At 66.0% G+C, this 22821-nt stretch carries 21 protein-coding genes and 6 pseudogenes; 14 read left to right on the forward strand and 13 right to left on the reverse strand.

Features of this window, described 5'->3' with window-relative positions; all coding sequences use genetic code 11:
• Positions 1–151: 151 nt before the first annotated feature.
• Entirely contained in the window at positions 152–535 is a 384-nt protein-coding gene (locus CG723_RS40585; RefSeq protein WP_159032644.1) for a hypothetical protein, read from the reverse strand.
• 100 nt (positions 536–635) lie between these two features.
• Positions 636–1373 carry a formylglycine-generating enzyme family protein gene (locus CG723_RS40590; RefSeq protein WP_100598583.1) on the reverse strand — a complete coding sequence of 246 codons (738 nt, stop codon included), beginning with the start codon at positions 1371–1373 and terminating at the stop codon, positions 636–638.
• Positions 1374–1519: 146 nt separating this feature from the next.
• Between CG723_RS40590 and CG723_RS48275 the strand changes: the two genes are divergently transcribed.
• Both CG723_RS48275 and CG723_RS48280 read left to right on the forward strand, forming a co-directional pair.
• Complete coding sequence (locus CG723_RS48275; RefSeq protein WP_234374780.1) at positions 1520–1789, forward strand: hypothetical protein; 270 nt, start codon at positions 1520–1522, stop codon at positions 1787–1789.
• Positions 1768–2451 (forward strand): LuxR C-terminal-related transcriptional regulator, encoded by a 684-nt coding sequence (locus CG723_RS48280; protein WP_234374781.1) that lies wholly within the window; start codon positions 1768–1770, stop codon positions 2449–2451. The genes CG723_RS48275 and CG723_RS48280 overlap by 22 nt, the downstream gene beginning before the upstream one ends.
• Here CG723_RS48280 and CG723_RS40600 read toward each other — a convergent pair whose 3' ends face one another.
• Both CG723_RS40600 and CG723_RS49415 read right to left on the reverse strand, forming a co-directional pair.
• Complete coding sequence (locus tag CG723_RS40600; RefSeq protein WP_100598584.1) at positions 2452–3879, reverse strand: sulfatase family protein; 1428 nt, start codon at positions 3877–3879, stop codon at positions 2452–2454. It abuts the gene before it with no gap.
• Positions 3880–3959: 80 nt separating this feature from the next.
• Positions 3960–4055 (reverse strand): putative leader peptide, encoded by a 96-nt coding sequence (locus CG723_RS49415; protein WP_351255881.1) that lies wholly within the window; start codon positions 4053–4055, stop codon positions 3960–3962.
• A gap of 738 nt (positions 4056–4793) precedes the next feature.
• On the opposite strand from CG723_RS49415, the pseudogene CG723_RS40605 reads away from it, so the two are divergent.
• Positions 4794–5047 (forward strand): annotated as a pseudogene (locus CG723_RS40605) (AMP-binding enzyme); the annotation flags it as partial.
• 367 nt (positions 5048–5414) lie between these two features.
• On the opposite strand, the gene CG723_RS46595 reads toward CG723_RS40605, so the two are convergent.
• From CG723_RS46595 to CG723_RS48290, 4 genes and pseudogenes are all read right to left on the reverse strand, one after another.
• Complete coding sequence (locus CG723_RS46595; protein ID WP_159032645.1) at positions 5415–5603, reverse strand: hypothetical protein; 189 nt, start codon at positions 5601–5603, stop codon at positions 5415–5417.
• Positions 5604–6239: 636 nt separating this feature from the next.
• A pseudogene (locus tag CG723_RS48285) lies at positions 6240–6353 on the reverse strand (IS5/IS1182 family transposase); the annotation flags it as partial.
• 170 nt (positions 6354–6523) lie between these two features.
• A complete protein-coding gene (locus CG723_RS40620; RefSeq protein WP_100598586.1) occupies positions 6524–7291 on the reverse strand; it encodes an alpha/beta hydrolase family protein in 768 nt (255 codons plus the stop codon).
• 546 nt (positions 7292–7837) lie between these two features.
• Positions 7838–8206, reverse strand: a pseudogene (locus tag CG723_RS48290) (tyrosine-type recombinase/integrase); the annotation flags it as partial.
• On the opposite strand from CG723_RS48290, the gene CG723_RS48295 reads away from it, so the two are divergent.
• On the forward strand, positions 8138–9013 hold the full coding sequence (locus CG723_RS48295) for a CehA/McbA family metallohydrolase (RefSeq protein ID WP_234374782.1): 876 nt from the start codon (positions 8138–8140) through the stop codon (positions 9011–9013). The pseudogene CG723_RS48290 and the gene CG723_RS48295 sit on opposite strands and share 69 nt — an antisense overlap.
• On the opposite strand, the pseudogene CG723_RS40630 reads toward CG723_RS48295, so the two are convergent.
• Positions 8950–9147 (reverse strand): annotated as a pseudogene (locus CG723_RS40630) (transposase); the annotation flags it as partial. The gene CG723_RS48295 and the pseudogene CG723_RS40630 sit on opposite strands and share 64 nt — an antisense overlap.
• Positions 9148–10033: 886 nt before the next feature.
• On the opposite strand from CG723_RS40630, the gene CG723_RS49420 reads away from it, so the two are divergent.
• From CG723_RS49420 to CG723_RS46605, 4 genes are all read left to right on the forward strand, one after another.
• Positions 10034–10441, forward strand: a complete 408-nt coding sequence (locus CG723_RS49420; RefSeq protein WP_107489223.1) for an AraC family ligand binding domain-containing protein — start codon at positions 10034–10036, stop codon at positions 10439–10441.
• Positions 10359–10904 carry a helix-turn-helix domain-containing protein gene (locus CG723_RS40640; protein WP_100598587.1) on the forward strand — a complete coding sequence of 182 codons (546 nt, stop codon included), beginning with the start codon at positions 10359–10361 and terminating at the stop codon, positions 10902–10904. The genes CG723_RS49420 and CG723_RS40640 overlap by 83 nt, the downstream gene beginning before the upstream one ends.
• Before the next feature lie 86 nt (positions 10905–10990).
• A complete protein-coding gene (locus CG723_RS40645; RefSeq protein ID WP_100598588.1) occupies positions 10991–11803 on the forward strand; it encodes a phytanoyl-CoA dioxygenase family protein in 813 nt (270 codons plus the stop codon).
• Positions 11804–11944: a hypothetical protein gene (locus tag CG723_RS46605; protein WP_159032647.1), complete on the forward strand. Its 141-nt coding sequence runs from the start codon at positions 11804–11806 to the stop codon at positions 11942–11944.
• Positions 11945–11960: 16 nt separating this feature from the next.
• Here the strand turns inward: CG723_RS46605 and CG723_RS45960 are convergent.
• The 3 genes and pseudogenes from CG723_RS45960 to CG723_RS40655 form a co-directional block, all read right to left on the reverse strand.
• A pseudogene (locus CG723_RS45960) lies at positions 11961–12296 on the reverse strand (transposase); the annotation flags it as partial.
• 3 nt (positions 12297–12299) lie between these two features.
• On the reverse strand, positions 12300–12965 hold the full coding sequence (locus tag CG723_RS40650; RefSeq protein ID WP_100598636.1) for a response regulator transcription factor: 666 nt from the start codon (positions 12963–12965) through the stop codon (positions 12300–12302).
• 36 nt (positions 12966–13001) lie between these two features.
• Complete coding sequence (locus tag CG723_RS40655) at positions 13002–14180, reverse strand: sensor histidine kinase (protein ID WP_234374783.1); 1179 nt, start codon at positions 14178–14180, stop codon at positions 13002–13004.
• Positions 14181–14289: 109 nt separating this feature from the next.
• Between CG723_RS40655 and CG723_RS40660 the strand changes: the two genes are divergently transcribed.
• The 4 genes from CG723_RS40660 (at position 14290) to dacB (ending at position 19654) form a co-directional block, all read left to right on the forward strand.
• Positions 14290–15069 carry an ABC transporter ATP-binding protein gene (locus tag CG723_RS40660; RefSeq protein WP_234374784.1) on the forward strand — a complete coding sequence of 260 codons (780 nt, stop codon included), beginning with the start codon at positions 14290–14292 and terminating at the stop codon, positions 15067–15069.
• 104 nt (positions 15070–15173) lie between these two features.
• Positions 15174–16406 carry an ABC transporter permease gene (locus tag CG723_RS40665; protein ID WP_234374785.1) on the forward strand — a complete coding sequence of 411 codons (1233 nt, stop codon included), beginning with the start codon at positions 15174–15176 and terminating at the stop codon, positions 16404–16406.
• Positions 16407–16841: 435 nt separating this feature from the next.
• A complete protein-coding gene (locus CG723_RS40670; protein ID WP_234374786.1) occupies positions 16842–17459 on the forward strand; it encodes a DUF4097 family beta strand repeat-containing protein in 618 nt (205 codons plus the stop codon).
• Between the two features lie 641 nt (positions 17460–18100).
• Positions 18101–19654 carry a D-alanyl-D-alanine carboxypeptidase/D-alanyl-D-alanine endopeptidase gene (gene dacB / locus CG723_RS40675; RefSeq protein ID WP_267893770.1) on the forward strand — a complete coding sequence of 518 codons (1554 nt, stop codon included), beginning with the start codon at positions 18101–18103 and terminating at the stop codon, positions 19652–19654.
• An 81-nt stretch (positions 19655–19735) separates the two neighbouring features.
• Here dacB and CG723_RS40680 read toward each other — a convergent pair.
• Positions 19736–20012, reverse strand: a pseudogene (locus tag CG723_RS40680) (IS5/IS1182 family transposase); the annotation flags it as partial.
• Positions 20013–20235: 223 nt separating this feature from the next.
• Between CG723_RS40680 and CG723_RS40685 the strand changes: the two are divergent.
• Positions 20236–21711 (forward strand): amidohydrolase family protein, encoded by a 1476-nt coding sequence (locus CG723_RS40685; protein WP_100598595.1) that lies wholly within the window; start codon positions 20236–20238, stop codon positions 21709–21711.
• Positions 21708–22820 (forward strand): M20 family metallopeptidase, encoded by a 1113-nt coding sequence (locus CG723_RS40690; protein WP_100598596.1) that lies wholly within the window; start codon positions 21708–21710, stop codon positions 22818–22820. The genes CG723_RS40685 and CG723_RS40690 overlap by 4 nt, the downstream gene beginning before the upstream one ends.
• The last annotated feature ends 1 nt before the right edge of the window (position 22821 follow it).

The following is a 22821-nucleotide window of genomic DNA, read 5'->3' on the forward strand; positions in this document are numbered from 1 at the left end:
GCACATCTGAAGAAGCAGTCATACACAAACTAACGACGGATCTCCGGCGCAGGACACTAGCACTTCAGCTGTAGACCGCGATCTTACTGGCGGAGGGCTGCCGGCCAGAGCGTAGGGGCCCGCCCTGCAGCGGGTTCCTCGGGCTGGGAGGTCAATCCAGGTCGGGCCAGTTCACGAGGTTCTCCAGGGTGGCGCGGTCACCCTCGCTTCGCAGGTTGTCCAAGGGGAGGCGACCGTGCAGGGCGAGCAACAGGTTGCTCGCGGATCCGTGGAGGTCGGCGTCTGTTTCATGTGGGCCGTCGATGAGGTGTGACCCCGACTCCGTCACGTCGACCAGCCATGACTCGCCCTCGGCGGCGTGCAGGCCGATCCGGGCCGGCTCGTGCAGCCAAGGGCCGGCGGTGCCATGGCTGATACCGATGAACTCGGCGATGCCGTCGACTGCTACAACCGCCGGGACCGGCTGGGGAGTTCCGGTGGCCAGCTGGGCGTCGAAGGCGTGGACAGCGGCCTCCTGGACCTGATGACGCGCCACGTGTCGGCGTACACCGGATTGTGCATAGGTCAGTACAGCAAAAAGTGCACAGTCTTGAGGAGATGCCGCTCGTCATGTGATGCCGGCACGGTGTCCGGTTCTACGCGGCCGGTGCCGCCAGGCGGAAGCCCACGCCGATCGCTTCAAGATCCGGCTCGTAGGCGCCGTGCCGGCGGGCGCACCGGGCCAGGTCCCGGTCGTGGCGGAACGCGCCGCCTCGGGTGATGTGCCGGTCGAAGGCCCAGTCCTCGGTGCTCGGCACCTCGGCGGGCGCGCCAGGGTAGGGGGCGTAGAGGGTGGAGGTCCACTCGTCGGCGTTACCCGCCATGTCCAGCACCCCGAAAGGGCTGGCGCCCTTGGGGAACGAACCGACTGGTGTCGTGGTGCCGATACGGAGGTCCACCAGATTGGCCAGGCCGGTGCGGTACTCCTCACCCCATGGGAACTCGCGGCCGTCGTCGCCCCGCGCGGCGCGCTCCCACTCGTCCTCCGTGGGCAGCCGCACCTCGTGGCCGCCTAGCTGTTCCCCGAGCCACCGGCAGTAGGCCGTCGCCGTCTCCCAGGCGACCCCGATGACCGGGTGGTCCGCCGGCGCCTGTGGGACCGGTCGGCCGGTGGCCGCCGCGAAGCTTGTCCACTGGCCGACCGTGACCGGTGTACGGGCGATCCGGAACGCCTGGACGTGGATCTCCGCGCGCGGGGCTTCCTTCATGTACCACTCCACCGGCACCCCGGTGTCCGCATAGTGACGGGCCACTGCCGCCACCTCGTGGACCGGCGTACCCCGACGCAGCAACCCGGCCGGGACCTCGACCCAGTTCACCTGCTCCACCCCCATGGCTCCTCCTCGGCTCGCAGCGGACAACCCTCATGATCACCTCGGTGGTCGGGGCGCGCATCGGCCGATGGACTCATCTCGACAGCGACCTTGGAACCAGGGCATCGGGCCACGGACAGGCTGTGTTCCAGCATGGCGAGCGGTGCATGTTCGCGTGTACCAAGCTGACGGTGCGCGAGGCGTTGGAGCTGTACGCCGCCTTCTACCCGCGCCCCACCGACTGGCGCACCCTGGCCGAACGCCTCGGTCTCACCGCGAAGCTCACCACCCGGTTCGCCAAGCTCTCCGGCGGTCAGAAGCAGCGCCTGTTCATCGCCCTTGCGCTGATCGGCTCGGGCTGCGGTGGCGAGGGTGCGGGCTGCCGTTCATCGGGAGCTCCGCCACACATCCGCGCGTGGTGGTCCTCGACGAGCTGACCACGGGCCTCGACCCGCGCGCCCGCCGCGATACCTGGACGCTCATCGAGGAGGTCCGGGCGAGTGGCGTCACGGTCCTCCTCGTCTCGCACTTCATGGAGGAGGCGCAGCGGTTGTGTGACCGGATCGCCGTGATCGACAAGGGCCGGGTGGCCGCCCTGGATAGCCCGTCAGGGCTGATCCGGCGTTCAGCAGGCTCGACCGTCATCAGCTTCACGCCCTCCGCGCCGCTGGACGAGGGTGACCTGAACGCGCTGCCGGTGCTCGTGTCGGCCGAGCACAAGGACGGCCGGATCACGCTGTCCGGCACCGACGAGACCGTGAACGCGGTCATCACGCTCCTCGGCTGGGGCCACATCACCGCCCACCAACTCCGGGCCACGGCCGCGCAGGGCTGTACGGTCCTGTCCCCGGCCGTCGCCTCCCGCCTGGTGTCCACGGTTCGCAGCCCCGGGGCCCCCGGCAACGAGCCGCTCTCCACGCGCGAACGCGAAGTGCTGGCTTTGGTCGCCAAGGGCACGTCGAACCGCGAGATCGCCCGCGTGCTGTTCATCAGCGAGGCGACCGTGAAGACCCATCTCACCCACCCGTACACCAAGTTGGGCGTCAAGGACCGCGCGGCCGCGGTGGCGGTGGCGTACGACCGGGGGATTCTCGGCTGATCAGGCGGCGGGGTACGGCAGCAGCCCGCTCGCGGTCTTCTCCCAGGCCGCCTTCAGCTCGGCGAGCAACTCCGGCTTGTCGGGCGCCAGATCGGCCTGCTCGCGCAGATCGGCGCCGAGGTCGTAGAGGTGGTCCTTGCCCGCGGAGTCCTGGTAGTACTTCCAGTCACCGCGCCTGAGCGCCCGATTGGCCCGCACCCGCCAGAACAGGTCCCGCTCGGGCAGCTTCTCGCCCTTCAGCAGATAGCCCGCGAGGCTTCTGCCGTCCAGCGGATACGCCGGGTCGGGCCGGGCGCCGGCCAGCTCCAGCAGGGTCGCGGTCCAGTCGGGGGAGAAGTTCGGTTCGTGGCTGACCTGGTTGTCGTCGATGCGGTGTGGCCAACGGACGATCGTCGGCACCCGGATGCCGCCCTCCTGGAGCACGAACTTCTCACCGCTCAGCGGCCAGAGGTACGACCAGCGTTCACCACCGTTGTCGCTGGCGAAGTACACCACCGTGTTCTCCTCCTGCCCGGACCGGCGCAGCGCCGCCAGCACCTCGCCGACCGCCGCGTCGAGGCTCTCGACCATCTGCGTGTACTTCGCGACCGAGCCGCCGTCGTTGTGCAGCAGTGCGGCGGTGATCTCGGCCTGGCTCTTGGCGGCCCGGATCTTCGCGGCGATCTCCGCACCGGTCTCGGCGTCCTCCTCGCTCAGCCAGGGCCAGTGCGGGGTGGTGAAGTTGAGGTTCAGCAGCCACGGCTTGTCGTGCTTGCGGCCGACGTACTCCACCGCCCGCTCGGTCAGCACCTCCGTGTAGTAGCGCAGGTCCTTGTACTCGGCGTCCCCCTCGTAGAGGTCGTAGTCGCCGAGCTGGCCGAGCTTGGAGAAGTACTCCAGGACGCCGCCATGGTTGCCGAAGAACTCGTCCCAACCCGACTTCGTGGGGCTGTAGTCGGGCAGCCAGCCGCAGTGCCACTTGCCGATCAGGGCAGTGGAGTATCCCGCCTTCTTCAGCAGGGAGGCCAGGGTGGGATGGTTCGGGTCCAGACCCTGGGTCCTGTTGGCGATGGGCTCGGCGAGCCCGCCCTTCGTACGGCCCGGATAGCGCCCGGTGTACAGGCTGAACCGGGTCGGCGAGCAGGTCGCCGACCCCGAGTACGCGTCCGTGAAGCGCACGCCCTGCCGGGCGAGCTGGTCCAGGTTCGGGGTCTTGATGTGCGGCGCTCCGTACGAGGAGAGGTCGGCCCAGCCCAGGTCGTCCCCCAGGATGACCAGGAGGTTGGGGCGCCGGCCGGAACCGGCGGAGGCGGTACGGGCCTGGAACGGGCGCTCGGTGGGGGCGGCCTGGTCGGGGGCTGCCTCGGCGGCGGTGGCCGTACCGGCGACGGCGGTGACCGCGCCACCACCGACGAGACCGCCGAAGGTGCGACGGGACATTTCGGGCATGCGGGTTCCTCGGAACGGACGGGTGCCACGACGGGACACGAAGAGGGAAGAGAAGAAGGGCGGGCGAGGAGACTGCGGGCTCAGCGACAGATGGCGCTGGATTGCCGGCACAGGTCGACGTGGCGCCGCTCCACGAGCGCGACGAGCACGCGCGGGTGATCAGCGGAGGGCCTCATGCTGAGCGACGGTGCCAGCGGGCAGCCCGACACGTCAAGCCAACGTCCATGCAGTGGACGCACCTGAAAGGGGCGCGGGGAACTGCGCAGTCTTTTAGGGGCGTTTGGGGGCGCAGCCCAGGACGGGATGGGACAGGTAGGGGCGGCGGTGACGAAACAACCCCAGCGACAGCCGGACCCGGATCGAAAAAGTAGCGGCGGCTCATCCGGGCGCGATACACATCGACCGGATCAGAAGCATGTTGAAGTTCAAGGCCACCGACCTCCGCGGCGGCAACGGCGTCACATCCGACGGCTATCGCTGCACTGCCGGGTTCAACACCAAGAACTCCTCGGGAACGATCTACACACTCACCGCTGGCCACTGTCCAATCAGCGACTACTACATGGACTTGGAACAACCAAAGAATTGGCGACGTGGCCTATTCCCACTTCGGCGGTTCCGCCGGTGACCAAGCCACGATCAGGGCGAACGACCCCGGCATCAACCCCCTAGGAACCGTCAGGTACTGGGGCGGCACCTACAAACAGATCGACAGCTCCCGCTTCCCGATAATCGGGGAGCACATCGACCGGATCGGAGTCTCCAGTCAAGATACGACGGTCAGCGTCACCAACCCGCGTATCACGGTCAACATCGAGGGCACCCAGGTGGAGGGCCTGTTCGAGTCGAACGTCTGCGCTCTAGGCGGCGACAGCGGAGGGCCGGCGCTCAACGGTTCAACGGCCCTGGGCCTGCAAGTACTCCACGAGCACCCGGCTGTCGCTATGGCCGCAGTGCTAGGTTCCCGCATGCCGACCTGGGCGAGGAAGTCGCGGCCGTGGTTGTGCTCCACCCTGCAACGCAGGCCACGCCCGACGAACTGAGGGAGTACGTCAAGGACCGGGTGGCGGCCTACAAGTACCCGCGCCGGGTATGGCTCGTGGACCTGCTGCCGATGGGGCCGAGCGGCAAGATTCTCAAGAGGGAGATCACCGTGCCAGTGGGATGATGACCGCATCTGATGAGCCGCAGGACCGCGTCCAGCAGGCCCCGCGGGTCGTGGTCCGGCGGCCGGACGATGTCCGTTCTGGCTGGCCGTGTCCTGTGTGATGATCCGGCCGTTCGTGCGCACCGGCCTCTGTCACACCCAGCACGCTCTCCAGCACTGCCGCTGCGCGGGTCCGACTTCCGCGCGTTCCTGCTGGCTATTGCCTGACCGGCGACAGCCGCGCCTCCGCCGAGCAGGGCGCCTATGACCGCTGCTGTAGGTCCATCCATGCCCTGGATTCTGCGGTGCCGAGATATCAACTCTCATGCCTCTGAACGCACTTGAGCCTGATCGTGACCACGCGTGCAGGGCGGCCGCGTATCCGGCCTCACCTGGCCCGGTCGCCGCGGCTGCCTCGGCGCCGCGAGCTGAGGAGGACGGTGCGGGCGGTCAGCCCGTGGCGGATGCTGTTCGAGGGGACCATCGTCCGTACCGCGCCTAGCAGTTGGCAGATTCGGTCCAGCTCGCGCTGAACATAGCGCGGGGTAACGCCACGCACGTACGACACGTCGTTCATGGGTGATTGTGGCGGACGTCCGCTGAATCACGGCAAGGATTTCCGCTTCGTCAAGTTCGACGTTATCTGGGGTCGCTCCAGGACGTGGACGATCCGGAAGTGTGGACTCGGGGCCGGAAGGTTCCGTCGGTGTGGCGGTCCCCGGTTCGGATGGGGCGGTGCGGGGTGGGTGGTGGGCGGGTTCCTGCGTGCCTGCGGGTCGGGTTCGGACCGTACCTACGCGTATGTGCTGGTGGATCATCTGCGGTGGCTGCGGTTCGCAGGCCTGACGGTGGAGGCGGTGTCGCTTGAGGATCTGCGGCACTACATGGCAGCTCTCGGAGCGGATTATCCGGGGCCGTTTGGTCTGCCGTGGCGGGAGGGTAAACGCCCGTACGGGCAAAGCGCGTTGAAGACTGTGGCGGCCTGTCTGAAGGGCTTCTACCTCCACCTGGGCACAAGGTGAAGCACCACGAGGCCGCGCAGCACGTCGACGAGGCCCAATCCGGACTCTCGTGGCACGGCGACGAGCGGCGTGAACAACAGCAGCCTGCGGATCTGACGATCGACCGCGGCGGTGCCGACGCCACCTTCCCGGCGGCTAGTTCGGATCACCGGGCGGGCCAGAGGAAGGGGTGCCCGCGACGGGCAGAGCGTGGCCGTCTTCTCGTAACGGGTTGCGATGCCGCGCCACTGCTTCAGGCGGTTGACGCACCGCCCGACGGTGCTGCGCTGCTTGTATGCCTCGCGGTCGAAAGCAGCAGCCTGTCCCTGCCGCGCCGCATTCGACGGCGATGGCGGAGCTGGCCGGCCGGGACCGGAATGACGGTGCGTGGCTCCGTTCACTTCAAACCCCAGCGGGTGCCTGCCCATGCGAGGGTTAATCTAATCGGTGCACTGCGGCAGCGGAGACCATCACACGGCGGCGCGAGGCCGCGTGGTCAGGGGCGTGGCTCGCCGAGGTACTGGTCGGCCCAGGCGCTGATGATGTGCGCGGCCCGCTGCGCCTGCCCGCGTGCGGTCAGCAGGTGGTCCGCGCCTTCGAGGGAGATGAAGCTGCGGGGGTGGCGGGCCTCTTGGAAGATTTCCGCGGCGTTGTCGATGCCGACGGTGGAATCGGTGGGGGAGTGCGCGACGAGGAGCGGGAGGTTCAGCTCGCCGATCCGGTCGCGCAGGTGGGCCTTGCGGACGTCTTCGACGAATGCGCGCTTGAGGACGAGGGTGCGCCCGCCGACGAACCACTGGTGAGAGCCATCGCTGAGCACGCGCTCCAGGACCGAGTCATACTGCCGCTCGACGTGGCTCGGGTCGACGGGCGCGGCGATGGTGGCCAGCGCGCGTAGGCCGGGGATCTCGCCAGCGGCGGCGATGGCGGCGGCGCCGCCCCAGGAGTGCCCCACCAGCAGGCCCACAGGGGTACCGCGCTCGGCCATGAAAGCCGCGGCGCGGATCGTGTCCTGTGTTTTGACGGTGAAGGACCCGTCTCCCCAGTCGCCGTCGGAGTCGCCGATGCCGAGGTTGTCGAAGCGCAGCATGCCGATGCCCTCGCGGGCCAGCTGCTTGCTGACGCGGGAGGCGGCCGGCGAGTCCTTGCCGAGGGTGAAGCCGTGCGCGAAGAGTCCCCAGCCGCGGACTTCGCCCTCCGGCAGGTCGATCGTTCCGGCCAGTTCGGGGCCGACGACGCTCGGGAATCTCACTTCTTCATTCATCTGTTGTGCTCACCTAGGCAGGAACTGATCGGGGGACAGAGGCGAGAGTGGCACCGGCCGGTGCCACCGCGAGCCGGTGAGCAGCATGCCACGCGCTGCTCACCACTTTCGACAGGCCAGACGCCAACTGGGCAGGGGAGGACCCGGAGCGTCTGCGACTGGGTCTCTCGGGCTCGGTGGATGCCGCCGGGCGATCGCGCGACAGGGGACACAGACATGCCGGGTTCGGAGGCGTTGCGTCGAACTCGCCTCCCTGGCCCTCACCCGCACCTTCGACATCAGAATCCCTGATAAATCAGGGCACGGGTGCGGCAGAGGCGCTCGCCGGAGGCGCCATTGCAAAGGCCGCGAAGGCGCGGCAACCAGATGGATCAGCAGACTCATGAAGGGCTGCGACAGCTTCCTCCCTGAGCAAGCCGTCCGCTGGCAGATGGCACAGCCAAACCCATCGCGGCGGTCAAGGCCAGCGACAAGGTCCTATCCACAGATCCTCATGTAGTCAAGGTCGGGCGGTGGGGTACGGCAGGCTTCCACCTGCACGAACCCACCGTCCGCGCCCTTCAGGAAGACGTAGCCACTGCCCTTCCAGGCCATCCCGGCCGCTTCGCGTTCCTGGCGCTGCCGGGCGCAGTGCTGTTCGAGGGAGCGCATGCACTCGGTGGGAAGGGCGATCCGCCGATCCGAACTCTGGGTCTTGGCCGGGAAGGCGGTCAGGCCGCCGGAGTTGGTGCGCTGGAGGGTGCGGCGGATGCTCGCGACTCCGATGGCCAGGTCGAGGTCTTCCCAGCGCAGGCCGAGGAGTTCGCCTTTGCGGAGCCCGGTGTGCAGAGCGAGTTCGAACAGTGCATGCAGCCGGTGGCCGTTGGCGCCTGCCAGGAATTCGCGCGCTTCCTCAGCTGTGAGGGATTCACCACGAAGGCCGGGCACTGGCTCGCGCTCGGCATCAATCCCGGCGAGGTCGTCGACTGGAACCACCAGGTCAGGGACGGATTGGTTGATAAGTGCCTGGACCAGGTCCATCGAGTAGGGGGCCTGTGCGTGGCCGCGCACCCGCATGCGCCCTACCCGTCGGGCGACTTCATGTTCCCCTTCCGGGGCTTCGACGTGGTGGAGGTGTGGAACGGACTGTGGACTTCGGACCGGCCCTGGAATGCTGACAACGAGGCGGCTCTGGCGGAGTGGGGGCGGAGCCTCGCGGCGGACATCCGTACGGGCTCGTGGCGGCCGGCGATGGGGAACAGCGACACCCACTTGGAAGGGCAGATCGGCATCCCTCACAGCGTGGTCTTCGCCGAGGAGCTGAGCACCGAGGCGGTCCTGGCCGGAATCCGTGCCGGCCGCAGCTGGATCGCCGAGTCGGCGGACGTGGACGTGTCGTTCACCGCCAATGCCGATGGTCGCGTTGTCGGGGTGGGAGAACGGCTCGCGACTCATGGTGGGCAGGTGGAAGTGCAGGCAGCAGTACGAGGTGTGCCGGTGGGGACCGTCAGCTTCCACACCGATCGAGGGAAGGGGCGTCTCTCCCTGCAGACGGGGCGGGCGTGGTGCAATGGCACACGACGGCGGAGCACTCGGCGTTCGTTCGCATTGAGGTCCGCCATTCCAACGGGCACGTCGCCGCACTCACCAATCCGATCATCCTCAACTGACCGCTCGCTTCATCGTGAGGTGCGCAGGCGACGGAGGCAGATGAGGCTGCAGGCCAGTTCGAGCAGGCCCTGAGGGAGGTCTGCGCGTCTTTCGTAGCGGATCCGGAGCCGTTTGAACCGGTGCAGCCAAGCAAAGGCCCGCTCCACCACCCAACGCACCTTGCCAAGCCCCGAGCCGTGAGCCACGCCGCGTCGGGCGATCATGGGCTTGGTTCACGTCCTTCCATCTTGACTTCGGTTGCCTGTGGTCACGGCCGTGGAGGCACTCGACTCCCTAATGGAAGGGCTCTGATGGCCCATCATCCGATCAGCCGTTCGTGACCCCAACTGCCCGCGGGTTCCTCGGTCTTCGCAAGGGGCTCGGAAGCTCCCGGTGAGCTGAGAGGTGTTTCCCGCGAGGGGCTCGGACCACGAACATCATCGACTGAATCACTGATCAATAGCGTCACACCACCACAATGATGGGGCCGATGAACCCGTCTGATCACAGGGTTCCAGACCCGGTGGTGCTTCAGGTTTCACCGGCCCCATGAGTCACCATTAGGTGGTGCTTGCTTCCGGGCCGGGCCCGGTCGACCGGCGACGGCGCATGCCAGCCGGTGAACGATGTCGGAAAGCCGTGTGCGGGAGAACTGCATGCACGGTTGAAGCGGCGGGGACTGGAAACGGAGCATCAGCCACCGCGCCAGTCCCCGACCCTACTCAGACAGCACACGAGTTGCGCCGTCGCCTGTCAGGCAGCGTGGTCTGCGACGCGGAACCGGTCGGCCTCGGTCTGCACCGGATGATGCCGCGTGATCTGGACTTCGCCGCCTGGCGGCTCGGTATGTATGAAGTGCTGGACGCTGCTTCGCTGTGACGGAGGCGCGGTACTGGCGACCCGAATCGCGGCGTGGCCAGCTATGAGCTGGCCCGCCTTGTGCGGGTGGACTTCTCGTATTTGGCCGGGCAGGGACGCATCGAAAAGGATGTGGTAAATCACGTACCTTTGTCGCCCTTTTGCCCGGCGCCAGCCGCGAGTACGCTGTGCCGGTCCGGGCAGGTGCCTCCCTCTGTTGATCTCGATCCGAACCGCCAGCAACCCTGATGGATCATGACTGCCGTTGAGAACAACCCCTCGCGCCGGACCGTGCAGTGGTGGGAGCGCCTCGGCGCCGCACTCGGTGGTCCATGGGCTCCGCGGGCACGGCCCGGCGGTGGGCACGTCCACTGCGAGCCTGACTGGTCCTGGCATCTTGTCCTTTCCGACCACGATCTGTGGTGCGTTCTGGACGGAATAGGACGTGCCCGGCTCAACGGCCGCGATATCACTCTCACCGCCGGTTGCGCGCTGATGCTGCGGCCGGGGGACGAGATCGACGCCCATCACGACCCCCGCAATCCCCTGACCGTCGCATACCAGCACTACGCCCACGACGATGCCGGCCAGGGCGCGGGCGGTCGACGACTGCGCACCCGACCTGTTGCTCCCGCGCCTGGTGCACCTGGACGACCTGCCTGAGCTCCGACGCCACCTCGACGGCCTCGCGCGTATCAGGCGCCGCCCCGGCCCGGACGCCTCCGCGCGGAGCACTGCTGCACTGGTGGCGTTGCTGCTGGAGATCCACGCCCAGGCCGCCCGAGCCGCCGGCGACCTGCCTGCGCTGATGGACCGGCGCGTACACGACGTCGTGGAGTGGTTGGCCCGCCACCCGACCCGCCGCCTGGACCTGCATGCAGCTGCCGCGTCGGCCGAACTGTCAGCGGATCAGTTCTCCCGCCTCTTCCGCCGCGAGACCGGGCAATCCTTCCGTGCCTACCAGGTCACGGTCCGGATCGATCGCGCCCGCGAACTCCTGGCCGAAAGCGGGATGACGGTGAGCCAGGTGGCGAAGGCCCTGGGTTACGCAGATCACCGCCTGTTCGTCCGCCAGTTCAAGGCCCGCACCGGCACCGCCCCAGGCATCTGGAAACGCTCCGCCTGAACGGACGCCTTCCAGACCGGTCCAGTGCCCGCAATCCACGACTCACGCCCTCCCCGACGGCCTTCGCCCGGGCCTACCGTCGGCCCATGACCTACACCGTTCCCGCCGACCTTTATCGCGCCGACCGCCTCGCTCCGCTGCTGGACTCGATCAACGACATCGGAGCCGCGGAGACCGACGTCTACCGCGGTCTCGGCTTCCTGGCAGTGCGGGGTCTCCTCACCGACCGCGAAGTGCGGGGAGTCCTGGACGGCCTCGCTGTCGTTGCCCGCCCGTCGTCCCCCGCAAGAGTGGAATTCGAGGAGTGGGCGCACCCAGAACAACGGAACCGCGACGAGCTGCTGGACGGCGTCCGCAAGCTCCAGCATTTCTGCGCGCACGAGCCGCGCCTGGCCGAACTCGCCCGCCATCCCGCGATCCTGGCCACCGTCGCTCGGTTCTTGGAGGCCGAGCCCGTCCTTATCCAGGACATGGCCCTTCTCAAACCGCCGGGCGGGGGACGGGAGAAACCCTGGCACCAGGACAAAGCCTTCTTCGACATCCCGCTGGGAACCCCCGTCGTGGGTGTGTGGATCGCCCTCGACGAGGCCACGATCGACAACGGGTGCATGCATGTCCTGCCCTGCACCCACACCGAAGGCCCGGTGGTCCACTTCGCTCGCCGTGACTTCCAGATCTGCGACACCGAAGTCCAGACTCACCGCGACACCGCTGTCCCGCTGCCGCCCGGCGGCGCCCTGTTCTTCGACGGGCTGCTGCACCACGGCACCCCGCCCAATCTGACGGACACTCGCCGCCGCGCCGTGCAGCTGCATTACGTGCCGGCCGGAACTGTGCGGACTCCGCAGAAGGACCGCCTAGAGGCCTTCGGTGCAGACGGCAAGGATGCCACCTGCTGAGTGGAGCAGACCTTCGCCCTCCTCCACCAGTTGAAACGCCTCGCCGTCCGATGGGAACGGCGCCTCGAACTCCACGACGCCTTCCTCTCATTGGCCTGCGGCCTGATCTGCTGGAGACGACTCAAGAAGACCCACTCGTGATCCTGTTACGAGCTCATAACCATCGTCGCAGGTGGGGGATGCCGTACGCCTTGTCCGCGTGAAGGCGTTGGGGGCTGGAATCGGCTGCGCGGGATTCGTGTCCCATGTGGAAATGGGACAGCATCGGCTTCAGAGCGAGGCTGTCGTGGGTGTTGGCCCCGGAGAGTCCGACGCGTAGGGGCAGTCCGTCCGGGTCGGACGGGACGTGCATCTTGGAACCGGGCTTACCCCGGTCCACGGGGCTCGGAGACCTGCAAGTTCGCCCCTTTTTAGCGCGTACGTGTGCCGAGTCGAGCACGGCCCTTGAGAGGTCGACCAGGCCCTGCTCGTCCAGGAGTTGCAGCCCCCAAAGTGGCTAATGGTATTCGAACCAGGTCAGAATGGCCTTCACGCGCCGGTTGTCCTCGTCGGGGGGCATGCCGAGCTTTACAAACACGTTCGCCACATGCTTACTCACGGAAGCCCCCGAAAGAAACAGCTCCGTCGCGATTTCTGCGTTGGAGCGTCCTTCGGCCATGAGGGCGAGCACCTCTTGTTCGCGAGCGGTAAGCCGTGCCAGCGGTCCCTGCGGCGAGTCTGCGCGCGTGACGTGGCGAACAACCTCGGGGTCGATCACGACCCCGCCACCGGAGACCGTCTCAATAGCTCGCAGGAAGTCGGCGACTCTGCCCACCTTCTCCTTGAGTAGGTACCCGACGGCTCCGTCAGCACCCGGACCGTTCAGAAGCTCCCGTACATATGGGCCTGTGACGTAAGCGGAGAGAACCAACATCGGCAAATTCCGGTGACGCGACCGCAAGTCGATAGCAGCGCGGAGCCCGTCATCGGTGTTCTTGGGGGGCATGCGAACATCCGTGATCACCACGTCCGGGGTGACGCCGGCACGCGCGAGCTCATCGACAGCGGCGATCAGTTCGTCGGCGTCTTCACATTCGCGGATCACATCATGAGCGTTGGAGGTCAAAATTTCCCGGATGCCGGCGCGTATCAGTACACTGTCGTCTGCCAGGACAATTCTCATGGCCCCCTCCATGCCGGCTCGTCCTACGCGATTTTATCACCATGTGGGTTGGCTGGGGGCGGATGCTACAACCTCTGTTCCGCCACCCGCTGGGCTGAGAATTTCGAGATTCCCGCCGACACTTCGCATCCGCTCGCGCAGTCCGGCAAGCCCAGAACCCGCGTCGATTCTCGCACCGCCGAGACCATCGTCATGCACGCGCACGCGGACGTCGGTTGCGGCGCATTGCATGTCGATCCGAGCGCTTCCAACGCCTGCGTGCTTCGCGATGTTCGTCAGAGCCTCGGATACTGTGAAGTACACGGCCGTTGCAGTCGGTGACGAGAGCTGGGTGTCATCGCCAGTGCTGGTCAGCTCGACCCGCAAAGGTGATCGCACAGCTAGCTCTCGGACAGCAGCGATGAGACCGAGGTCGCTCAGTTCACGGGGGTGGATGTCGCGCACCGTGTCCCTCAGCCGTTCAAGTGCGCGCTCCGCGTGGGCCTGGGCCTGACGTGCCAGCTGCACGATTCGTTCCTGGTCGGTGGCTGCGGCTGTGGCCGTGGCCGTCGCTTCCAGCATCCCAAGACGCATGACGACGGCGACGAGCTCCTGTTGGGCACCGTCGTGCAGATCGCGTTCGATGCGCTGTCGCTCGAATTCGAAAGCTGCTGTCAGCGAAGCCCGACTGGTACGGAGCTCCTCCAGTTTCGCGAGCAGATCCTGATCACGGCTTCTGGAAAAGGTACGCAGAACAAGGTCGCGAAGAAGAGATATACCGGTCAGTACGCTCGCGGTGACCGCGCCGAGAGTAACGCCTGCGGGCATCGCCAGGAGTGTTTCCTGCACAGATTTCGGGGTGAATGGCCCAACCTGCGCGGCGATACCGAAGAGCCAGAAGACGGGAGAGAATACCAGCGCGACAGCGCCGATGAATCCGAAGAAGGTTACTACCAGTGACAGCACGGACAGGAGCACGGCGGCGACGAAAATCGGGAAGTCAGTGCGCCATATCGACCGTGAGCGCAGCTGGAGTACCACCCACTGCGCCCAGCTGTGAGTAGAGGGTCTCAGGGGCATTGTCTTGACGCCGCACCACCGGGCTCTCGAACGGTCTATCTCTGCCACCACTGGGGCTGAGACCGGCGCGATGAGAATGGAAAGCAGCAGAATCGGGAAAGTCATTGCTGCGAGGGATTCCGTCAGCACCCGCCGGACAACACGAATCTGCGCCATGGCCAGCATTGTCGCATATTTCGGATCGTGCGAAAGGTAGACCCAGGTCTACCTTCAAGTAGTGCAGGTACCCGTGCGGCCCCTCGGTGTGCCCTGTTTAGATTGCGACATGCCTATCTCAGCCACCGCTTCCGTACCGCGTATTCGTCTGCGCGGCCTTCGGATGGACTTCCGCATCCCTGGCCGTCGACGCGAGACGACACGCGTCCTGCACGATATCGACCTGGACGTTCCTGAAGCTCGGCTGACCGCCATTGTCGGCCCCTCCGGGTCGGGCAAGTCGACGCTCCTGCTCTGCACGGCTGGTCTGGAGCGAGCGACCGCAGGTTCCATCGAGATCCTCGGAACGGACGTCTTGTCGCTCACCCCTCGCAAGCAGGCCGCATTTCGCAGCGAGAACATCGGCTTCATCTTCCAGGAGTACAACCTCGTCAGCTCGCTGACGGTCGAGGACAACATCGCCCTGCCTGCGCGACTCGCTGGCCACCGGGTGCCCAAGTCGCGAGTCAGTGACGCCATGTCGAGACTCGGTATCGCCCAGCACGCGCGGCGGCGCCCCGATCGGCTCTCCGGAGGTGAACGTCAGCGCGTCGCGGTGGCCCGGGTCGTCGCGAATCAGCCGCGGGTTGTCTTCGCCGACGAGCCGACTGGTGCGCTCGACCTCAAGTCGGGTCACGTCGTGCTCGATTGGCTGCAGGCACTTCCCGCGCAGGGAACCACGGTTCTCATGGTCACACACGACCCTCATGCGGCCGCACGTGCTGACCAGGTCGTGGTGATGGGGTCTGGGCGGGTACACGCCATCATTCCCGGTGGCGACTCTCACGCGGTGAGCGATGCCGTCCTCTCAGCGCAGTCGGAGGACGAAGCGGCTGAGGAGGCATCGTGATGCGACTTGTGCTGTCAGACGTTCGCATGCAGGCGTCCATGTGGTTGTGGACGCTCCTGTGCGCAGCAGTCGGCGCAGCATGCTCAGCGGGCTCAGTCATCGCCATGTTCACCGCTGTCTCGGCAGCGCAGGCGGCAGGTGATGCGCGGATGGTCTCCGCGTCGATTGCGCTCGGCGGCAACATCGTCTTCTTCACCGTGCTTGCCGCCGTGGGCATCGTCGCCTCCACCGTCGGTCTGACATTGACGACCCAGCGGCGCGAACACGCCCTCTGGGTGATCCTCGGGATCCCGCGCCATCGAGTCAGATTCATTCTGCGAACAGAACTGGTTGTGCTCGGCATGATGGCCGGCGCGCTGGCAGTGCCGCTAGCCCCCCTCGTCGCGAGCGTCGCCCTCACGCAGTGGACGACAACGGGACTCGACCTGCACGGAGCCATGGTCGGATTCCAGTTCTGGCACATCGGCGCGAGCGTGCTGTCCGGAGTGGTTCCGTGCCTGCTCGGCGGCTGGGGAGTCACACGCCGTGCCGCCAAGACATCAGAGATGCGTGCCTTCCGGGATCTCTCCGATCCACCGGCGCGGCCCGGCGTCGCTCGCAGCATTCTCGCCTTCTGCCTCCTGGCCGGTGTGGTCGGGATGTGGATTCCCGGACTGGGAATCGAACTCGAAGGCGGGATCGAACAGCGGACAGCCTTCGCTTTCGCCGGCAATCTCTTTCTCATCTGCCTGTTGCTGCTGATGGGGCCATGGGTGCTCACACCTCTGATGAAATTCTGGACCGCACTCGTGCCATCGCGCGGCGTCGCCTGGCATCTTGCCGTGCAATCGTGCCGGACCCGCGCAGCAAGAAGCGTCACGACAGTCCTGCCCTTCGCTCTCTCCCTGTCGCTTGTCGGACTCTTCACGGTGATGGGGAACGTCATGCCCGGAAGCACCGCCGGACTGAACGACGTCCTGGTCGTGCTGGGCTGGGTCTTCGTCGCGTCCTGGGTCGGCGGCCTCGCTGTGATCGCACTAGTCGGGCGGGAACGCACACGTGATTCCGCCATCGTGACGGTCGCCGGCGCGCGGCCCGGCGTGCTCACACGATCAACGATCTATGAGGGAGTGATCTACGCAGGGACGGCGATCATCTTCGGCGCGATCTCGATCGCGGTGACGAGTGTCAGCATCGCCGTAGGGGCCAAGATCAGCGTCGTCCAGGTTCTGGACGGTCTCCCCTGGGCAACACTCGGTGGGCTCGCCGCCGTGACACTCGTAACCACCTGCCTTGCTCTGGCCCTCCAAGCTGTCCGCGTATCGCGCACGGTCGCAACAAGGGCTCTGCGCTCGTGAATCGGGGCGGTGATCATACGTATCGCTGGAGCACTGCCTCCCCTGCCACCCACCCTTGCTGGGAGTCGACCAGCGCGTACGGGCTCCGACGAGCTTGCCCGCACCGGTAGACGTCGGGAAGGCCCTTCGTGGGGCAAGCGATACCAGGATCCCCACCCGCCGGTATTCGAGTGCTCTTCCGACGTCCCGGAACGAATTAGCCATCGGGGTGATCGCACCCCTCAAACTGACCACTACGACCATGAACGGCATGCATCACCTGCATGTACCGAATCACTAGGGAATAATGCAATGGGAATTAGGCCACACACTCTGCTCGCCCTCGGCGGGGTCGCACTCCTCGCTGTCGCAGCAACGGCATGCACCACGGACGGTGACTCGGCCAACACAACTGTGGAATCAAAATCGTTCGACTTCAGCGGCAACAGTCTGACCGTGAAGTCCAACTCCGCCGACCTCGAATTTGTAGCCGCCGACGTCGAGGGTGTTCAGGTGGAACGGCAGGTCAGCGGCACGAAAGTGGGCGGGGAAAACGACCCCGGATGGCAGCTCGAAGGGAGCACTCTCAAACTTTCGCTGGACTGCACCGGGATCTCCATCAACTGCAAGGCGAAGTACATCGTGAAGGTACCGCGCGACGTCGCGATCACGGCCGAGAACGACAAGGGCCTCATTAAAGCCACAGGCTTCACTGCCGATTTTTCGGCCAAGGCCGGAAACAGCGACGTGCAGTTGTCGGACCTCAGCGGAGCCCACCTGGATCTGGAAGGTAGCGACGGAAACATAAAAGGCGACAGGATCTCCGCAAAATCAGTCACCGCCACCTCAAGGAACGGTGACAACAACCTGAGCCTGGCCTCCGTACCTACCCTCGTCGATATGCAAAGCCAGGACGGCAACATTAAGCTCAACCTGCCGGAGGCGACATACGCAGTCGACACGGCCGCGAAAAAGGGCGACATCACCGTGGATGTCACCAAAGGCGACATGAGCGGCCATGTTGTGAGGGCTCACACGCGCAACGGCGATATTGTCATTGGTAAGGCATCTTAGCTCTGGCGCCATAGGCGGTCTTCATCAGAATCAGGTCGGACTGACTCCCGCGTGGCTCCGGCGGGACGTGTAGCCATCTGTGCAGCAATATCGCTCGATCGTGAGAACTATCCGAATTGGGCGACTTAGTATTTCTGACACCGAAGCTGCCAGAAGCTCCGCTGCAGCATCAAGCGCATCACCAACATCGTGAAGACGGCCCTTGCTCTTCGCCTCAGCCTGAGAGCGAAAAATTCGAGATGGAGTCGTAGAAAGGGTGAGCATTCACCCTTTCATTGACCATGGCGACCTGTAAGTCCACGCCAGTCCATAGCGCCATCCGTCGGCGCAGTCGATCAATCACTGCCCCCACCCTCTGGAGTCCCGCAGCCTTCGCGACGGGAAAGGCGGATTGACTCGCAGGTCCTGGACGCCGGGGGGTTTCCCCACTATATGGTGGCCTGCATACCCGGATGGGTCCGAGTGAGTCTTTTCAGTCAGGCTGAAAGTGTTCGGTCGATTCCCCAGGCCGTGCAGAACGAAAATAGATCAGGAAACAAATAGTGTCTAGTAGATTCTCGCGCATCGTTAGGTTCAGGGCCCGTCGGGTACGGCCGCGTGCAACTCTAATACTTGCTACTTCATTGGCGGCCGCTGTCACAATGTCGGCATGCTCTAACGACTCCACGGACCATTCAGTTCTTCCATCGCAAAATGCTACGCGAGTAAGTGCCGACCTGCAGAAATTCATGAACACGCCACCGTGGTCGTCAGGTAAGTGGGGTGTGCAAGTAGCCGACCTGAAGACCGGAGAAGTCATCCAATCGAAGGGTGCCAATTCTCAGTTCCTGACCGGCTCGACGGCCAAGACCTTTGCGGTAAGTGCCGCGCTCGATGTCCTGGGCGACGACCATCGCTTCCGCACTCCGGTGTTCCATTCAGGTACTGTATCGCCTGACGGGCGGCTTTCAGGAAATCTGATTATGGTGGGCAGCGGCGATCTGGCACTCGGTGGGCGGACCACTGTGTCAGGAACACTCGACGTACCTGACTTCGACCACTATGACGCCAATGCTGTACCTGGGATGGCGACCCTTACCCAAGAGGATCCGCTGGCAGGCATCAACGAACTGGCTCGGCAGGTTGCTGCGAGCGGTGTCCGTCAGATTGACGGCGACGTGGTGATTGACAATCGACTCTGGGACCCGGTGTCGATCGGCGGGGTGCCGGTCACCCCAACCGTCATCAATGACAACCTGATTGACGTGCTTATCACGCCGGGCGCCCCCGGCGAGCAGGCGAAGGTTGACTGGCGCCCGAAGACAGCGGCCTTCAGCGTCGACGCACAGGTGGCAACCACGCCTGCTGGAAGCAAGCCGACGGTGACGACCGAAAGTGTCACCCCTGGGCATATCCGGGTGCGAGGTTCAGTACCCGCGGATGCGAAGGCTCCCTTCGTGACGACGTACCAAGTCCCTGACCCGGCGGTCTTTGCTCGAACCGTCCTTATCGAGGCACTGGCTCGAAATGGCGTCAGCGTGACTGCCCCCCGGATAGGAGCAAACCCCAGCAGTAAGCTCCCGCCGTCGAAGGATGTGATGGCCATGCCTGTATCGGCAACCTATACATCGCCGCCTTTCAAGGAATACGCAAAGCTGATCAACAAGGTCAGTCACAACCTCGGGGCGAATCTTCTGCCACCTCTGATGGCAGTGCAGCGTGGCCAACGGACCTACGCGGACGGGATGAAGATCGAGCGAGAATTTCTTGCTCGCGCCGGTGTCGACCCGAAGTCGTTCACTCTGGTCGACGCCCAGGGCCTCCCCGGCGACAAGGCGACGCCGACTGCGCAGATTTCATTGCTGCGGTACCTTGCCCGGCAGGACGACTTTGACGTCTTCTATGACTCCATGCCGAGTATGGGGGTCGATGGTTCGCTTGCCGATGTCATCGAGCGAACCAATCCTGCCGCAGGGCGCATCCGGGCGAAGACTGGCACCTTGGTCAGCGCTTACAAGGGAAAACTAGCTCTCGGTACGAAGGCGCTCGCAGGATATATTGATGCGAAAGACGGCCACCGCTATGTCTTTGCGATATATGCGAATAACATCCCGGTGCCCAGTAATTCCGTGAGTGATGCCATCGACCTCGCACTCAGGGCCAACAAGCAACTGGGAGCGATGGCTGCCGAAATCTACAAGTCACCCAAGGCGTAATGGATACGTGATGCGGCCGCCCGGATTTCCGGCGCCCATGATGGCCGCACCAAGCCGGCGGCCCAGGCATTGTTTCTCGGATCATGTGCCGAGCCATATCAGGAGTGCTGCGAGTGTGACGGTGCTGAGGTAGATGTAGGCCCGCTTTTCGTAGCGGGTGGCGACGGCTCGGAAGCCCTTCAACCGGTTGATGGCGCGTTCGACGGTGTTGCGCTTCTTGTAGCGCTCGCCGTCGAACCCGGTAGGTCGACCGCCTCGGGAGCCACGGTTTCGACGTTGTTGCTGCTGGTCGAGACATTCGGGGTCGTCGTAGGTACCGGCGGTTTTCCCCGGCGTTGGGACGGGTGCGGGGGCGACCAAAGTGCCGGGACGATGGGTACGGCATCTTGCGCTGCTCTGCGGTCCCGGGCACGTTCAGCCCGGAGGAGGAGCAGCACTCCCGGGCCAGGTTCGTCGGCGTGCATGAACAGGCCGCCACGAGTTCGTCGGCATGGACCAACAGCGGTGCCTGATCCCCCTCCTAGGGTCGCACTTGGAGACCAGCAGGTGCTCCAGTGCGTCCTCGACGAGGAGACGAAAGCATGCAGACACTTTTGCGTGGCGGCCGTGTCATTGATCCGGGAACAGGATTCGACGGCATCGCCGACGTCCTCGTGTCCGACGGCGTGGTCAGGGCTGTCGCCGCGGGGCTCGACGTGCCACCAGGATGCGAGGTCGTCGACGTCTCGGGGTTGGTCGTCGGCCCGGGGTTCGTCGACCTGCACAGCCACGTGCACTCCATCGCGGGGCAGCGGCTGCAGGCCATGGACGGTGTGACGACGGCCCTCGACCTGGAGTCGGGACTCATGCCCATCGGGCGTGCGTATGCCGAGGCCGCTGCGGACGGACGCCCGCTGCACTACGGCTTCTCCGCCTCGTGGGGTGGTGCCCGGGCCCAGGTGCTCGCCGGCATCCAGCCGGACGCACAGATCGGGAGCGGCCTTGCGGTCCTTGGAAACCCGGCATGGCAGCGCTCCTCCACCGATCGCGAACTCGCGGAGTGGCTGGCCCTGATCGAAGGTGAGCTGGCCGCCGGAGCGCTCGGCATTGGGGTCCTTCTCGGGTACGCGCCACACAGTGAGCCTGCTGAGTTCCTTGCTGTCGCCCGGCTTGCCGCGAAGGCGGGTGTGCCGACGTATACCCACGTTCGTGAGCTGGTCGAGGTGGATCCCAGCACTCCGGCCGACGGCTCCGAGGAGATCGTCATTGCCGCGGCGGAGACCGGCGCCGCGATGCACCACTGTCACGTCAATAGCACTTCGGGCCATCACATTGACCGAGTACTCGGCGTGTTGGACGGTTCACGGCGGTCGGGGTCTCGGGTGACGGTCGAGGCCTACCCGTACGGGGCGGGCAGCACGGCGATCGGTGCGGTCTTCCTCGACGTCGAACGGCTGCGGATGAAGGGTCTGTCCCCGTCGAGCGTCGTGATGCTCGAATCGGGGGAACGCATCGCCGACGCGGGGCGCCTGCGGCAGTTGCGCAACAGTGACCCCGGGGCGCCCTGCCTTCTGGAGTTCCTCGACGAGGGCAACCCGCGCGAACTCGCGATGCTGCACCAGGCGTTGGCCTTCCCGGACGCGATCGTGGCCAGTGACGCGATGCCGGTCTACTGGCCCGACGGCAGCAACGACAGCACCGAGTGGCCACTGCCGCCCGGGGGAACGACGCACCCGCGCACCGCGGGAACGTTCACCAAGACGCTGCGCGTGATGGTGCGGGAGAGCGGCGCCTGGGACTGGCCGGAAGCGTTCCGGCGCTGTGCCCACCTGCCGGCGCGAGTCCTCGACGACGTGGCGCCGGGCGCGCGGGCGAAGGGACACCTCGGCGTCGGTGCGGACGCCGACATCGTCGTACTCGACCCCGTGGCGATCACCGATTGCGCCACCTACTTCGACTCCACGCGGCCGTCCGTGGGCGTGCGGCACTTGTTCGTCGGTGGTGTCCCGGTGGTCAGTGCGGGGGAGCTTCAGGTCGACGCGCTTGCCGGACAGCCGCTGCGAGGTGAGCCGCGATGACGGCGACGCGCGCCGAAACGACGGTGGAGGCGCTCCTCGCCGACATCGAGACCCTGGTGCGGTGCGAGTCGCCGTCGTCCGACCACGAAGCCGTCGCCCGCAGCGCAGACGTCGTGGCGGCGCTGGGGCGCAGGCTGCTGGAGGCGGAACCGGATCGCGTGGTGATCGACGGGTGTACGCATCTGAGGTGGCGGTTCGGCGAGGCGCCGCGTGTGCTGCTGCTCGGACACCACGACACGGTGTGGCCCACCGGATCGCTGGAGACGCACCCGTATTCCGTCCTGGACGGAGTGCTGCGCGGGCCGGGTTGCTTCGACATGAAGGCGGGCGTCGTGATGGCACTGCACGCCGCTGCGGCTGCCGGGAACCGGTCGGGTCTTTCGATCCTCGTCACCGGTGACGAGGAGATCGGCTCCCCGTCGTCGCGGCGCCTGATCGAGGAAGAGGCTCGCGGCTGCAAAGCGGTCTTCGTGCTGGAGGCGTCGGCCGACGGCGGAGCGCTCAAGTGCCGCCGCAAGGGCGTCTCCCTGTACCGGATCGACGTGGACGGCCGGGCCGCGCACGCCGGGCTCGAACCGGAAAAGGGAGTGAACGCCGGGGTGGAGGTGGCGCACCAGATCCTCGCCGTCGCCGCACTTGCCGATGCCGAACGGGGTACGACCGTCGTGCCGACGGCATTGTCCGCCGGCACCACCACGAACACCGTTCCCGCCCATGCCGGCGTGGCGGTCGACGTGCGTGTGTGGGACGAGGCGGAACAGCGGCGGGTCGATCAGGCCGTGCGGGACCTCCGGCCCGTACTCGACGGCTCGCGGATCCGGATCTCGGGTGGTATCAACCGCCCTCCGCTGCAGGAGAACACGTCCTCGGGGCTGTTCGACCTCGCCGCAACGCTCGCCGGCGAACTCGGCCTCGGAATTCTCACCGCCGCCGCCGTCGGCGGCGCCTCGGACGGGAACTTCACCGCAGGCCTCGGGGTCCCCACCCTGGACGGCCTCGGCGCAGTGGGCGGCGGTGCGCACGCGGACGACGAACACGTCGTCGTCGCCGAACTGCCGCGGCGCACCGCCCTGCTGACCGCCCTGATCGACGCCGTGTTGGCGAAATGAG

Origin of the sequence: Streptomyces sp. CB01635 (assembly GCF_002803065.1) — a bacterium.
Lineage (GTDB): Bacteria > Actinomycetota > Actinomycetes > Streptomycetales > Streptomycetaceae > Streptomyces.

Excerpts from the sequence above, each read along its gene's own strand:
- CG723_RS40590 (WP_100598583.1), bottom strand. The coding sequence starts at position 1,373 with ATGGGGGTGGAGCAGGTGAACTGGGTCGAGGTCCCGGCCGGGTTGCTG.
- CG723_RS48275 (WP_234374780.1), top strand. The coding sequence starts at position 1,520 with ATGTTCGCGTGTACCAAGCTGACGGTGCGCGAGGCGTTGGAGCTGTAC.
- CG723_RS40600 (WP_100598584.1), bottom strand. The coding sequence starts at position 3,879 with ATGCCCGAAATGTCCCGTCGCACCTTCGGCGGTCTCGTCGGTGGTGGC.
- CG723_RS49415 (WP_351255881.1), bottom strand. The coding sequence starts at position 4,055 with ATGAGGCCCTCCGCTGATCACCCGCGCGTGCTCGTCGCGCTCGTGGAG.
- CG723_RS46595 (WP_159032645.1), bottom strand. The coding sequence starts at position 5,603 with ATGAACGACGTGTCGTACGTGCGTGGCGTTACCCCGCGCTATGTTCAG.
- CG723_RS40620 (WP_100598586.1), bottom strand. The coding sequence starts at position 7,291 with ATGAATGAAGAAGTGAGATTCCCGAGCGTCGTCGGCCCCGAACTGGCC.
- CG723_RS48295 (WP_234374782.1), top strand. The coding sequence starts at position 8,138 with ATGCAGCCGGTGGCCGTTGGCGCCTGCCAGGAATTCGCGCGCTTCCTC.
- CG723_RS49420 (WP_107489223.1), top strand. The coding sequence starts at position 10,034 with ATGACTGCCGTTGAGAACAACCCCTCGCGCCGGACCGTGCAGTGGTGG.
- CG723_RS40640 (WP_100598587.1), top strand. The coding sequence starts at position 10,359 with ATGCCGGCCAGGGCGCGGGCGGTCGACGACTGCGCACCCGACCTGTTG.
- CG723_RS40645 (WP_100598588.1), top strand. The coding sequence starts at position 10,991 with ATGACCTACACCGTTCCCGCCGACCTTTATCGCGCCGACCGCCTCGCT.
- CG723_RS40650 (WP_100598636.1), bottom strand. The coding sequence starts at position 12,965 with ATGAGAATTGTCCTGGCAGACGACAGTGTACTGATACGCGCCGGCATC.
- CG723_RS40655 (WP_234374783.1), bottom strand. The coding sequence starts at position 14,180 with ATGGCGCAGATTCGTGTTGTCCGGCGGGTGCTGACGGAATCCCTCGCA.
- CG723_RS40660 (WP_234374784.1), top strand. The coding sequence starts at position 14,290 with ATGCCTATCTCAGCCACCGCTTCCGTACCGCGTATTCGTCTGCGCGGC.
- CG723_RS40665 (WP_234374785.1), top strand. The coding sequence starts at position 15,174 with ATGTTCACCGCTGTCTCGGCAGCGCAGGCGGCAGGTGATGCGCGGATG.
- dacB (WP_267893770.1), top strand. The coding sequence starts at position 18,101 with ATGTCGGCATGCTCTAACGACTCCACGGACCATTCAGTTCTTCCATCG.
- CG723_RS40685 (WP_100598595.1), top strand. The coding sequence starts at position 20,236 with ATGCAGACACTTTTGCGTGGCGGCCGTGTCATTGATCCGGGAACAGGA.
- CG723_RS40690 (WP_100598596.1), top strand. The coding sequence starts at position 21,708 with ATGACGGCGACGCGCGCCGAAACGACGGTGGAGGCGCTCCTCGCCGAC.